Source organism: Bradyrhizobium sp. USDA 326, assembly GCF_049739485.1.
Classification (GTDB): domain Bacteria; phylum Pseudomonadota; class Alphaproteobacteria; order Rhizobiales; family Xanthobacteraceae; genus Bradyrhizobium.
The window spans coordinates 4,759,878-4,772,889 of the sequence record NZ_JBMGQA010000001.1 but is presented as its reverse complement, the minus strand read 5'-3'; the positions used below and the strand labels follow the sequence as shown (position 1 = coordinate 4,772,889).

Below are 13,012 nucleotides of genomic sequence, written 5' to 3'. Positions count from 1 at the left end.
GACCTCGGCCGAATGGACTCATAACAGCATATTTTGAGCACGACGCACCAGTCCTAATGTCGTCTAGCTCTGCGGCCACGTGATCTCATCGCGACGCGCAGCGGTGATACCTGACCTCCATGTCTTCCATGCCCGGAAACAGCCGGGCGATACTGTCCGTGTCCAACGCCTTCAAGCTGAACTGAACGCTGGATAGCATGATGTCGGTAGCACAGGCAGCGATCAGGTTGATGCTCGTGCCGCTGTCCCTTCTGGCCTTGACCTTGCAGCGAGCGAACTTGCCGATGACCTGATCGCCATCAACGATGAAGCCACCTCCGTATACTTCGGACATCTCGGTAAAGCCTAATTTGCCTCCCTCACGAATAAACACCTTGTCGCATTGATCGGCGCCCGTGGCCCAGGCGCCGTTCAGGTCAAACGCATCGGCGCGCCCGGTCAATGCAGGGGTCGCACACAATGAAAGCGCCAGCGCGACAGCCGACTTTCTCAGCTCAGACATTCATCGTTTCCCTTCAGATCAGATCGTTCTGAATTAATGTCCACCACTGAAGATCAGAGTCTTGAATGGCAGCAGCAGCGCCTGGATCCGTAGTAGCAGTGCATGGACGAAACCGATCGCGTCGATCGCATGAAGAACGATCCGCCTTCCGGTCGAAGTCCTGGGGTCGACGATCTCTTCGTGGTTGCTGGTGTACGCGTTCACGATGCAGGTGCTGCCGGCCGTCACGCCATCAAGCCCCCCCTTGTAGAGGGGCTCGAGGAACACCAGGATCGTCCCCGGCTTGGCGAGGTTCTGCGCCTCAATGAGCTGCTCTCCGGTCCGAAACTGTCCGGCCGCGATATAGTCCTGCACCGCGGTCACGACCAAGGGAATGACGGCCCACGGCCTAGACACGCAGGTGGCCTCGGCGACCATGCCCTCCTTCATCACGCCTGCCTCGATCTGGCCGAAGCCGGCCTGCAGCCGTTCTCGGCCGGAACCCTCGGGAATCAGAATTCCCGCGGGGCGCATCAGTTGATTGACGACATCGCCGGCGCGGACGAGAAATTGCTCGACACGTCCGTCGATGCCAGCACGGACAAAGGTCTTGTCCAGATCCACTTGCGCCTCCGCCAGCGAGGCTTCCGCGCTCGCCTTCTGCGCGGGCAGCAGCGTCGAGACCTGCAAGGCAGCCGATTCCTTCGCAGCGGTCGCGGCGTCAATACCGGCCTGACGCTGATCGACCACCACCTGAAGCTTCTCAATATCGCGCTGCGGCACGATGCCGGGATTGCGACGCTGCAGTTCCGACTTGACTTCGAGTTCGTCCTTGGCCTGCTGATAGCTGGCCCTGGCCTCCTGGATCTGCGCCTCGGCCTTGACGACGTCGGCCTTCGCCGACGCCATGGAAGCATCGATCTCGGCGACCTTGCGCCTGGCCGTTTCAAGCGCAGCTGTCTGCTTGGAATTGTCCAGCCTGAAGAGGACGTCGCCCTTCTTCACGATCTGGCTGTAGCCGACATTAACTTCAGCGACACGTCCCGATCCCTCGGGCAGGATCGGGACGGTCCGGAACAGCAATGCCGCGTTTGACGTCGCGGGATGAAAGAAGAAGACGCTGGTGATCAGCGCCACGGTCAGCATCAGGCAGCCGGTGATGCCCCAGCGCAGCTCGTACCAAACGGAAAACAGCGTGATCTCCTTGCCGAGTCGCTTGCCTTGGACGAAGCGCCGATAGAGGTAGTCAGGAAGAATGGTCAGGAGCGAGCAGATGATGAGCTCAAGCATGGCTGCGCACCTTCTGGTCGGTCTGCACGATCTGATCCTCCCGGCTGATCGTTGCTGGGGCAGCCTCAGTGTACGGCTCAGCCGTCTCGTTTGCACCAACCGGTGACGCGCTGTCTGCGATCCTCTCCACCGAGCCGGCGATGCTGCGCAGCGGGGTTCCGAAGTCCGGCAGCTCGATCAGCGCAAGCATCAGGGCCGCGATCCAGTACAGATGCTCGTGCGTGAACAGGGCGAGAAGCCCCAGCACGGCCACGATCTCGAACTGCAATTTCTGCGTCTTGTGCGCCATTCGCTCGGGCAGGCTGTGCAAATGCCAGTACAAAAGCCCCACCGCGAAAACGGCCGCGATCAGGATGATTCCCGTCACGATCATCAACCCGTCTGTTTCGCCAGGCGAGGTGATGTAGAATGGCAGATGGTGTGGTGCTTTCGGGTGAAGCTGCTCGCTCAACGTGCTCTCCTGATCGGGGACCCGGCTGCCGCGGCCCTGGTCACAGTCTGGCGACGCCAAGGTTTGCGTTGCTTGATTTGAATCAACAGAATGGAGCCGGTCCGACCTAGCCTTTGCTCGAGCACTGAAACCGAGCAGCAGGAGACACCGGCAATGGCCGCCAATCTCGACAGTCTGATCCCGAATGCCACGCAAATCCGCAAGGAAGCGGCCCTCAAGGAGGCCGAAAAGGCGGAGCAATATGCCCGACTGGCCGCCGCGGCAGAGGCCGAAAAGCACGCCTTGATCGAGCGACTGAGCAAACCGTCGGGCAAGACCGAGGAAGAGAAGATCCAGCTTGCCGCGACCATCATCCAGCGTGCGGTGCGCAACGGGCTGACCGAGGTGCAGGTCTATCGCTTTCCCAATACGCTCTGCACCGACAAGGGTCGCGCCATCAACCAGCAGGAACCGGGTTGGGAGAAGACGCTGACCGGTATCCCGAAGGAGATCTTCCAGCTCTGGACCGACTATTTGAAGCCGCGCGGCTATCGCATCAGCTATCAGATCATCGATTTCCCCGGCGGCATGCCGGGCGATATCGGCATCACGATTTCCTGGGGGGACTGAATCCTCGCCCTCTGGATCCGATGCGACAAAGCGAAAGGCAGAGAATGGCAAAGGACGAAGCCGGGGCGCGGATGAAGCGCAAGACCTATGAAAAGGAGCTGGAAAAGCTCCAGGTCCAGCTCTGTCATCTGCAGGACTGGGTTAAAGAGAAGAAGCTCCGCGTCGTCGTGTTCTTCGAAGGCCGCGATGCCGCGGGCAAGGGCGGGACGATCAAGGCGATCACCGAGAAGGTCAGCCCGCGCGTGTTCCGCGTGGTCGCCCTTCCCGCGCCGTCCGACCGTGAGAAGTCGCAGCTCTACATCCAGCGCTACATGCAGCATTTCCCTGCGGGCGGCGAGGTCGTGATCTTCGACCGGAGCTGGTACAATCGCGCCGGCGTCGAATACGTCATGGGCTTCTGCTCACCCGCCCAGCACCAGCGCTTTCTTGAGCTCTGCCCGAATATGGAGGGACATCTCATCGAGAGCGGCATCATCCTGGTTAAGATCTGGCTCGAGGTCGGGATGGAAGAGCAGGAGCGGCGCTTCAAGGCGAGGATCGACGATCCCCTCCGGCAATGGAAGCTGAGCCCGATGGACACCGAGTCCTACCGGCGCTGGTACGATTATTCCAAGGCCCGGGACACTATGTTCAAGGCGACCAGCTCGAACCATGCCCCTTGGGTGATCGTCCGCTCCGACGACAAGCGGCGGGCGCGGCTCAACTGCATCGCGCACCTGCTGGATTCGATCCCGTACAAGCGGATCAAGAAGGATAAGGTCAAGCTGCCGCCGCGCTCCGAGAAAGGGCGCTACAATGACCAGGCGAGCCTGCGTGGCATGAAGTTCGTGGAAGAGCGGTACTGACTGAACGAGGATTCCGATCCAACAAGAAAATGGGCCGCGCTGCGCGGCCCATTTCATTTTCGCTTATGGTCTATTTCAGCCGGATCGTGACCCCGCCGACGGCTGCCGACACTTCGGCGCCAACCTTGGGACCGCTGAGCTGCAGGATTACCCCGTTGGCATTTTGCAACTGCACCGCTCCCGCACCGGCCGCAACGGCGCCGCCGGCTCCGCCCACCGCGTAGGAGCCTTCGATCGATGACGGGCCCCGCAAGTTCAACGCCCGACCCACGAATTTGGTCGTCGAAGCACCCACGGTCAGACCGACGCTCATGCCGGATACGGTGAACGGATAATTCTTGCCGCGCAGGCGCAGCACGCCCTCACCGCCTCCTACTCCGACAATGAAGCCACCCTTGGTGAAGACCACGACAACGCTGCCGGTCTCGGCGCGCGAGGGCGCGCTGAAACCGGCGACACCGAGGACCAGAGCAGCAACAGCAAATAGTTTCTTCATGACTTTCCCCTGAATTTGGCTCCCTATTGAGCCAGAAGCATTGCGAAGTATCCGAACACGGTGAGCAGGATGCCCGAGACGGCATAGCCGACCGGGAACCCGATCCAGGGCACGGAGCTCTGAATTTCGACCGCAGCCTCGCGGCAAGGACCGGAGTGCGAACGCGCGCCGGCCACCCCACCCATCAACACGGCGGGATTGATCTTGAACACGTGGAATCCGATCGCCCAGACGATGAACGGCGGGATCGTGCAGGCGATGAAGCCGACGATGAAGATCTTCAAGGCGACCGCACCAGTGAGCTGGGCCAGGAGACCTGCGCCGGCATTCACGCCGACGATGGCGACGAAGACCACCAGACCGAGATCCTCCAGCACGTTGCGCGCCGCGTTCGGCGTGTTGCCGAAGAAGCGCAGCCGCGACACGATTGAGGAGACGATCACGCCCGACAGCAACAGGCCGCCAGCATTACCCAGGCCGATCTTGGCGCCGAACGCCGGGAACTCCACCATGCCGATCAGGAAGCCGATGATCATGCCGATCGACAGGGTCAACAGGTCGGTCGAGGTGTTGGCCCGCGCGATGCGGCCCCACATTTCGCCGAGTTCGTTGACCGCCGACTTCAAGCCGACCACGGAGACGATGTCCATGCGCTCCAGCTTGGTCTTGAGACCAGCCGGGATCTGCACGCCACCGCGCTCGACCTTGGTCACCTGCAACTGGCCGGCGATCGCAGTGTCGCGGAAGGACTCGAATGTGCGGCCCACCATGTCCTTGTTGGTGACGAGGATGTCGGCCTGGTCCATGGGAATGCCGAGCGTCTTGGCGTCGGCGACCTCGGGACCGATCAGGCCCATCTTGTCGGTGAGATGCTCGGTCGAGCCGCCAAGAGCAACGATATCGCCCTTTTGCAGCACAAGATCGGGATCGGCACCCTGCGGCTCGCCATTCCGTCCCACGTTGACGATGCGGTATTCCGGGTTCATGGCGCGGAACTTGGCGATGCTGATGCCGGCGGTCGCCGGATTTTCCAGCCGATAGGCGCGCAGCCCGAACTGGCGATAGCCGGTGAGACCGCCGCCTTCGAGATCCTTGACGCCGAACTCCTGCTCATACTGCTTGGCGGCGGCCTTGGCATCGACACCCCACCAGCGCGGCAGATATTTGCAGATCAGGATGATGCCGACGGTGCCCCAGATATAGGTGATGCCGTAGGACAATGCGATCATGCCGGATGCGTCCTCGGGCTTCATGCCCGGAGGCAACTTGACGACACCGGACGTCACGGCCTGCTCGGCCGAGCCGATGGCAGCCGACATCGTCTGCGATCCGGCCAGCATCCCGCCGGCCGCGCCGGTTGGCAGTGCGAACAGCTTTGCACCGATGACCACCAGCGCAAGGCCGAGCACGCTCGAGACGACGGCGAGTAGGCAGAACTTGAGGCCGTCGCCCTTCAGGCTGTTGAAGAAGGAAGGGCCGACGCGCAAGCCAACACCGTACATGAAGAGGTAGTAGAACAGGCTCTTGGCGAAATTGTTCAGCTCGAGCTTCACGCCGTAGGTGGAAGCCCACACCGACAGGCCCGCCCCCACCACGATGGCACCGGCGACCATGCCGAGACCATAGCCCTTGATGCTGGCCCGGCCGATATAGACGGCGAGGCCGACGACGAAGAACAGCAGCAGATATGGGTACTGCTGAAGGAATGTGAAAAAGCCCTGCATGTCCGATCCCCTCTAAGATGCGGCCTTGAGCTTCGGCGCGGCCGCAGGCTTGGGCCTGCCGATCTTCGCCAAGGCCTCCGTGCGCACGAGCTTCAGGCCCTCTTTGGCGTCGTAGCCGTGAATCTCCTTCACATCGAGCTTGCGCATGAAGTCGATGGTCTCCTGGGTGATGACCTGGCCTGGCACCATGATCGGGAAGCCAGGTGGATACGGGATCACGAAGTTCGCCGAGACGAGCTCGGGTCCCGCTTTCAGCCGCCGGTCGATCTCGGGATCGTTGAGGCGGATGTGCTCGCAACCTGCAACGTCATAGGCGGCATAGAAACCGGTGCGGATGTCGCCTTCGTTGGTCTTTGCTCCGGCATCGCCGCGGAAGCTCGGATGGAAATGCGAGAAATTCGGCAGATCGGGCACATCCTTCATGAGGCTTGTCACCCTTGCCTCGAATGTCTTCCTCGCATTGGCACCGCCCTGAGCAAGCCCACGATCGATCTCGCCCGCGATCTCGGCGAGCACGCGAATGAGATGGGCGACATCGCTGCGGGTGTTGTTGATGTTGGACTGAACCAGGACCGAGTTACGCGAGGTCTTGTTGACCTGGATGTTGTACTCGCTCGCCAGGATACCCTTGAACTGCGTGCCGTCGTAGCCGGCCGTTCCGCAAACGAGAGTCATGCGGGTCGGATCGAGGCAGAACTCGTCCTCATCGAGGCTCCTGAGCGTATTCGCCCAGTTCACGCCGGCCGCGAGATAGTCGGTGAAGCCGCTCTGGCGATATTGTGCCGGCACCATCGCGTCTGCGCCCAGCACGCGGAAGTATTTCGAAATTAGCGGATTGTTGTTGACCGCATGGCGGATGGCGAAGGCGATCTCGATCGCATTGGCGACGAGACCGTAGCCTTCCAGCTCCATCTGCCGCCGCGAGATATCGAGGCTGGCGATGAGTTGCTGGTTTGGGCTGGTGGAGGCGTGCGTGAATACTGCTTCCTTGAACTGCTGCTCGACCGTGTGGAATTCGACATCCTTGACCGAGAGCATGGAGCCTTGCCGGATTGCCGACATCGACTTGTGAGTCGAGTTGGTCTGGTAGACGCGGAGACGAATCTGCCGCGGGTCAGGGATGAGCCTAGTCTTGAGCAGCCCCTCGTCCGAGGGGTTCCTGCCGAGCTCGGCCTGCTGCTTCTCATAGGCCGCGACGGACTTCGGATCGTGCATCCACGCTTCGATCTCGTTGGCTGCGCCCATGGCGGTGCGCCGACGCAGGAACGGCGAGAATCGCGCGAAACCGAACCAGGCTTCGTCCCACAGGAAGATCAGGTCCGGCTTGATGGCGAGACATTCCTCCATCACGCGGCGCGTGTTGTAGATGTGACCATCGAAGGTGCAGTTGGTGAGATCGACCATCTTGACGCGGTCGAGCCGGCCATCGGCCTTGGCGTTGAGCAGCGCCTGCTTGATGGTCTTCAATGGCACCGCGCCGTACATCGAGTATTCCGTCATCGGGAACGCCTCGACATAGAGCGGCTGAGCACCCGCCAGCACCATGCCGTAGTGGTGCGACTTGTGGCAGTTGCGATCGACGATCGCGATATCGCCGGGCGCAAGCAGTGCCTGCACTGCCATCTTGTTCGATGTCGACGTGCCGTTGGTGACGAAGAAGACACGGTCGGCACCGAGGGCGCGGGCGGCCTTCTCCTGCGCCTTCTTGATGTTGCCGGTCGGCTCCAGCATGCTGTCGAGGCCCCCTGTCGTGGCGCTGCTTTCGGCCAGGAACAGGTTCGGGCCGTAGAACTCGCCCATGTCGCGGATCCAATCCGACTTGAAGATCGACTTGCCGCGGGCGATCGGCAGTGCGTGGAACGTCCCGATCGGACGCTGCGCATATTTCTTGAGGTTGTCGAAGAACGGGGTGTCGTATCGGTCCTGGATGCCTTCGAGGATCGACAGATGCAGCTCCAGAAGCTCTTCCACCGAATAGAAGATGCGGCGGACGACGTTGGCTTCGGGATTGCCCGCCAGTTCCTCGACGTCGCGGTTCGAGATCATGTAGAGATCGAGCTCTGGCCTGACACGTTTGATGATCTGGGCGAGCGGAAGCGCCGAGGCGTCGGCTTCGTCCTTGAGACCGGCCGTCGCCATGATCGAGCGAAGGACGGGCGCGTCGTGCCGCGACCGCAGGCCAAAGCCCTCGTTGATGATAACCGCGGCGATATCAGGGTTGAGCATGGTCGCGCAGAACGCGTCTTCGAGGCTGCCGACGATGACGGGCTCATAGATGAAGCCGTCGACCGGACGACGCAGCCTGCGCCATTCGGCGGCGAGTGCCGGCCACTGGCTGGACGACACGCCGGTCACGATGAGGGTTTCGAAATAGGGCCGACGCGTCGTGGCCCCCCCAAACGACGGCGGCACCAGCTCGGGCACGTCGCCATTGCCCTCATCCTTCGCGCTCCAGTCGCCGGCATGCTGACGGAACGACCGCGTCGCCAGCGCCTGGGCGATCTTCGTCGCAAGCGCGAACGATGTGGCCCCGTCGCCCGCGGCTGCCGCCTCCCGCAGCGCTGCCATCAGGTGCAGACCGGGATAGCCATGGAATTCCTCGGTGACCGAGAGCTCGGCCAGCGCCGCATCGTAGGCCACGCGATTGCCGACCCGCGCCCAGACCTTCGCTGCTTCCACGAGATCGCGCCAATCATCTGCCCGCGCTCCGGGCCCGGAAAAGAATCGATCGATACGCTTCTCTGCGGAGTTTGCATCCTTGGACATCTCGCTCTCCCGATCCCAGGGCAATTGTGATGCGGGATCGTGACCTCGCGGCCCTCCCCTCCATTGATCCAAGTCAACGGTCTGAATGGTCTTGGAAGGCCTTGGCGCCGCGCGTGCATTTCGCAGCGCAAAAACCGTCAGCCGCCCTTCGCATCGCGGCCGCCCAGCACGCTGTCGAGCGTCCGCAGCCACTGTGTGCTGTCGGTCTTTTCGGCCAACCCTTCCGCCCGCAAGAGATCACGCAGCTGCGCGTGCGCGCCGACAATGCAGAGTGCGACGTGACGGGAGGCGAGTTCGTCATAGAGATCGTGCAGCATGCGCGCGCCAGCGAGATCGATATAGGGAGATGCCGAGAGATCGCAGACGATCAGCCTGATATCGACCGATTTGGCCAGCGCCTTCAGCACAGCCGCGAGGATGGTCTCGGCATTGATGTAGAGCAGCGAGGCCTCGGGCCGGAAGGCGATCACGCCGATGAGGGGTTCCACGCCCTCATGTCTGGCGCTGTCGGAATAGCGGCCGGTCCCCGGCAAGCGGCCGAGAAAGGCGATATTCGGTCGCGATGCCCGCGCCAGCAGCAGGAAGACCGACGCGATCGCGGCGAGCAGCACGCCTTGAAGGATTCCCAGCAGCAGCACCGCAATCAGCGCGATGGCTGCCGCATAGAAATCGATCCGGCTGACCTTCCACATCCGCCATAGCGCCGGAATGTCCACCAATCTGTACACGGCGGCAAAGACGATCGCGGCCAGCACCGTCTTGGGAAGATTGGTCAGCAAGCCTGTGAAGAACAACAGACACAGTGCCAAGGTGACCGAGCAGATTACCAGTGCAAGTGGCGTACGCGCGCCGGCATTGTCGTTCACCGCCGATTGCGACAACCCGCCTGCAACCGGGTAGCCCTGGCCGAATGCCGCGGCAAGGTTGGCGGCACCCAGGCCGAGAAATTCCTGCCGAACGTCGAGTGCATATCCGTGCTTGGCAGCGAAGCTGCGTGCTGCGGACACGCCTTCGATATAAGCCAGCAACAGGCAGCCCGCCGCGATGGGAAACAGCTCCTCGGGCTCGACCAGCCCGAAGGTTGGCACGGCTAGGGTAGGCAGACCCTCGGGGATCTTGCCGGTCACAGGCACCCCCATGGCTGGCAGCCCAAGCAGCGTGGCCACCACGATCGACAGTGCGACGATGGTGATGCCGACTGGCCGGCCCGGCAGGAGCCGTTCACCGAGCAGGAGAAGCACGAGCGCGACAGCGCCGACCGCCAACACCAGCAGATTCGTATCCCCAAGCTGGCCAACGATGTGGATGCCTCGATCGAAGAAGTTACGGCCGCCGCCGGGAATGCCGAACAGGCTCGGCAATTGGCTCATGATGATGGTGAGCCCGGCGCCCGCCTTGAAGCCAACCAGGATGCTGTCGCTCACGAGACGCACGAGAGTAGAGAGCTTGAACAGCCAGGCGATGAGACAAAGTAGAGCCACTGCACAGGCGACCAGACTTGCAATCTGCGCATAGCGAACCGGATCACCTGCGGCGAGCGATCCGACTGTGCCCGCAATCATCAGCGAGATGGCCGAAGTCGGTCCGATGGCCAGCTGGCGCGAGGATCCGAGCAGCGTATAACCGATCCCGCCCAGAATATAGCCGTAGACGCCGATTTGCGGCGGCAACCCCGCAAGGGCGGCATAGGCGAGCGAAACCGGAATTGCGTACGCAGCCAGCGTTACGCCTGCCACTGTGTCGGAGGGCAGCCATGCCACTCGATATCCGGAGAGCCAGCTAAAGGGCGGAAACAGACGCGTCCCGCCAATCCGCGGTTCAGACGGCAGCTTCATGAGCTCACCTCCGAGCGCACGACTTCGCACCGCAGCAGCACGATGAGCAGTGCGACCACGGGAAGCCCCAGCGCGAGGTCCGGCGTTGCCTTTGTGATCAGCGCGCCGAGTGCCGCGCCTATGCCGAAGGTGCCGCACACCGCCGCAAAGATGCCGGATCGCCGCAACGTTCCCGTCGCCCCGCCGCTGCCTGAAGCCAAAGCGAAGATGCCCTCGATCGCCTGTCGCATGTTACCGGTGATCATCACCGTGCTGTAGGTCGCACCGTCGACCTTGGTGAAGATCGCGGCCTGCATCGCGGCGACGAGTGAAATCCCCAGCGTACCGGCTATCTCAGGCATCCGGTTGTGCAGTACGCCGATGGCGATCAAAAAGAGGATCTCGATCAGCGTGCTGATGGCACTGGCTCTCTCTCCGGCAGCGCCGCGCAGCCAGACGGCGATCACAATGCCAACCGCGAACGCCATGATTGGCGGGACGAATTGCAGCGCCCTCGCCCAGTCACCGACGACCCCGTGGACGCAGAGAAAGACGAGATTTGCCGTCTGAGCGTTGGCCAACACGCCGTGGATGATCCAAGTATAGGCATCGAGACAGCCCCCCGCAAACGCCAACAGCAGTGCCACGGCGACCGTCTCGTCGCGGCGCAGCACTGAAGTGGCGGCAATGCCCTGTGAGCTCATATCCGAGACGCCGTGTGTCGCTGATTTGACAGGCACCTATTGAGGCCGCGCGAGGAAGGAAAAGGCTTGACTTGAATCAAGCCTCCGATCGGCCATGAGGATTCAAATCGATCCCAACAATGCGCTGGGGAAAGCGACCATGGACACCGTCAGGTGGATCATCTCCACCACTCCGGAAATCTTTCTGCTGATTGCCGTCGCCATTGGTACGATCTTGGGCCGAGTCAGAATCCGAGGCTTCTCGATCGGTACGACGGCATGCACGCTCATCGTCGCCCTGCTCATCGGGCAACTCGGCAGCTTCACGTTCCCATCTGTGCTGAGGGTGATGCTGTTCAGCCTCTTCGTGTTCACGATCGGCTACAAATCGGGGCCGGAATTCTTTGCATCCTTGAGTATCCGCACTTTGGCGCAGGTCGCCATGGCGCTCGTGCTGGGAGGTACAGGCTTGATCGTCGTGCTGGCATTTGCCTTTACAATGGGGCTCGATCCGGGCACCGCTTCTGGTCTCGCTGCGGGTGCACTGACGCAATCCTCCGTCATCGGCACTGCCTCGGGAGCCCTGGCACAGCTTGGGCTACCAAAGGCCTTACTGGAGCAACAAGAGGCTAACATCGCAGCCGGCTACGCCGTCACTTACGTCCTCGGCTACATTCTGACCCTGATCTATGTCCCGTTCATCGCGCCCAAGCTGATGGGTGTAAACCTCAAGGAGGAAGCCAAGAAGCTCGAGATCGAGCTTTCCGGTGGCGAACCGCCTAAGACGGAAAACCTGCATTATCGGAAATTCCAGGCCCGCGCCTATCGCGTCTCCGCCGCCGCCGGGCGGACTGTCAAGGCGATCGAGGACGAGATCGGCAGCCGGACGGTCATCGAGCGCATCGTGCGTCAGGGAGCCGATATTGAGCCGCATCTCGACACCGTGCTCGAGGCCGGGGACGACATCGTGATCGCTGGTCGGACGGCGGTGATCGTCGCCGCGCGGCCCGTGATCGGCACCGAGATCGACGCCGACGAGATTCTGAAGGCGATGCCGGGCAATGTGGTCGACGTGCTGGTCGACAACCGCAAGCTCCACGGTCGTTCGGTCCAGGACGTTGCCGATCGCGTCGGCAGCAATGCGCGCGGCGTGTTCCTGCGGACCCTGACGCGGATGGGGCGCGAGGTGCCGCTCAGTCCGGACACGCGTATCTATGTCGGCGACGTCATGACCCTGGTCGGCACAAGCCGCAACATCGAGCGTGCTGCTGCGCAAGTCGGACAGATCCTGCGTGCCGGCGACCGCACCGACATCGCCTTTCTCGCTGCCGGCATTGCCGCCGGCCTGCTGGCCGGCCTGATCAGCTTCAAGGTCGGAGGCATCGCGCTGACGCTCGGCGGCGGAGGCGGCGCCTTGATCGCAGGCCTCGTCTGCGGCTGGTTGCGGTCACGCCGGCCGACCATGGGCGCGATGCCGCCCGCCGCGCAGCAGACGCTGAGCGACCTCGGCCTCGGCGGCTTCATCGCCGCGATTGGCCTTGGCAACGGCCATGCGGCCTGGATCGCGATCCAGGCACATGGCTTGTTGCTGGTCGGTATGGGTCTGGTTGTCACGCTGGTGCCTTTGATGGTGGCGACGCTGTTCGCTTATCACGTGCTGCGCATGAATCCGGTCGTCACCTGCGGTGCGCTGGCAGGCGCCATGACGGTCGACGCCGCCGTAACAGGCGCCTGCGAAGTTGCTGAAAGCCAGACGCCGGTGCTCGGCGTCGCCGTACCCTATGCGGTGGGGAACGTCGTCCTGACGGTGCTCGGCCCCATTATCGTGGCGGCGACTTTTTCCGAATGAGGAG

Annotated in this window: 11 protein-coding genes; 3 read left to right on the top strand and 8 right to left on the bottom strand. The window is 62.3% G+C overall.

Annotated features, from left to right (window positions below; translation table 11 throughout):
- Window positions 1–85: 85 nt before the first annotated feature.
- The 3 genes from ABIG06_RS22510 to ABIG06_RS22500 are packed head-to-tail and all read right to left on the bottom strand — an operon-like array spanning window position 86 to window position 2,222.
- Window positions 86–502 (bottom strand): hypothetical protein, encoded by a 417-nt coding sequence (locus ABIG06_RS22510; RefSeq protein ID WP_370138671.1) that lies wholly within the window; start codon window positions 500–502, stop codon window positions 86–88.
- A 33-nt stretch (window positions 503–535) separates the two neighbouring features.
- The gene (locus ABIG06_RS22505) at window positions 536–1,771 is read right to left on the bottom strand and encodes an HlyD family secretion protein (RefSeq protein WP_124159856.1); all 1,236 of its coding nucleotides are present in this window, start codon (window positions 1,769–1,771) and stop codon (window positions 536–538) included.
- Complete coding sequence (locus tag ABIG06_RS22500; protein ID WP_370138670.1) at window positions 1,764–2,222, bottom strand: hypothetical protein; 459 nt, start codon at window positions 2,220–2,222, stop codon at window positions 1,764–1,766. Before ABIG06_RS22500 ends, ABIG06_RS22505 begins: the two co-directional genes overlap by 8 nt.
- 153 nt (window positions 2,223–2,375) lie before the next feature.
- Here ABIG06_RS22500 and ABIG06_RS22495 point away from each other — a divergent pair, with 153 nt between their 5' ends.
- Window positions 2,376–2,831 carry a hypothetical protein gene (locus ABIG06_RS22495; protein WP_124159857.1) on the top strand — a complete coding sequence of 152 codons (456 nt, stop codon included), beginning with the start codon at window positions 2,376–2,378 and terminating at the stop codon, window positions 2,829–2,831.
- Window positions 2,832–2,875: 44 nt separating this feature from the next.
- Window positions 2,876–3,676, top strand: a complete 801-nt coding sequence (gene ppk2, locus ABIG06_RS22490) for a polyphosphate kinase 2 (RefSeq protein WP_124159858.1) — start codon at window positions 2,876–2,878, stop codon at window positions 3,674–3,676.
- A gap of 70 nt (window positions 3,677–3,746) precedes the next feature.
- Here the strand turns inward: ppk2 and ABIG06_RS22485 are convergent, their stop codons facing one another.
- From ABIG06_RS22485 to ABIG06_RS22465, 5 genes are all read right to left on the bottom strand, one after another.
- Complete coding sequence (locus ABIG06_RS22485) at window positions 3,747–4,172, bottom strand: hypothetical protein (protein ID WP_124159859.1); 426 nt, start codon at window positions 4,170–4,172, stop codon at window positions 3,747–3,749.
- A 23-nt stretch (window positions 4,173–4,195) separates the two neighbouring features.
- A complete protein-coding gene (locus ABIG06_RS22480; RefSeq protein WP_370138669.1) occupies window positions 4,196–5,896 on the bottom strand; it encodes an aspartate:alanine exchanger family transporter in 1,701 nt (566 codons plus the stop codon).
- A gap of 12 nt (window positions 5,897–5,908) precedes the next feature.
- Complete coding sequence (locus tag ABIG06_RS22475; protein ID WP_370138668.1) at window positions 5,909–8,662, bottom strand: decarboxylase; 2,754 nt, start codon at window positions 8,660–8,662, stop codon at window positions 5,909–5,911.
- Between the two features lie 137 nt (window positions 8,663–8,799).
- On the bottom strand, window positions 8,800–10,497 hold the full coding sequence (locus ABIG06_RS22470) for a SulP family inorganic anion transporter (protein WP_370138667.1): 1,698 nt from the start codon (window positions 10,495–10,497) through the stop codon (window positions 8,800–8,802).
- The gene (locus tag ABIG06_RS22465; RefSeq protein WP_124159863.1) at window positions 10,494–11,180 is read right to left on the bottom strand and encodes a YoaK family protein; all 687 of its coding nucleotides are present in this window, start codon (window positions 11,178–11,180) and stop codon (window positions 10,494–10,496) included. Before ABIG06_RS22465 ends, ABIG06_RS22470 begins: the two co-directional genes overlap by 4 nt.
- 139 nt (window positions 11,181–11,319) lie before the next feature.
- On the opposite strand from ABIG06_RS22465, the gene ABIG06_RS22460 reads away from it, so the two are divergent.
- Window positions 11,320–13,008 (top strand): TrkA C-terminal domain-containing protein, encoded by a 1,689-nt coding sequence (locus ABIG06_RS22460; RefSeq protein WP_370138666.1) that lies wholly within the window; start codon window positions 11,320–11,322, stop codon window positions 13,006–13,008.
- Window positions 13,009–13,012 lie beyond the last annotated feature (4 nt).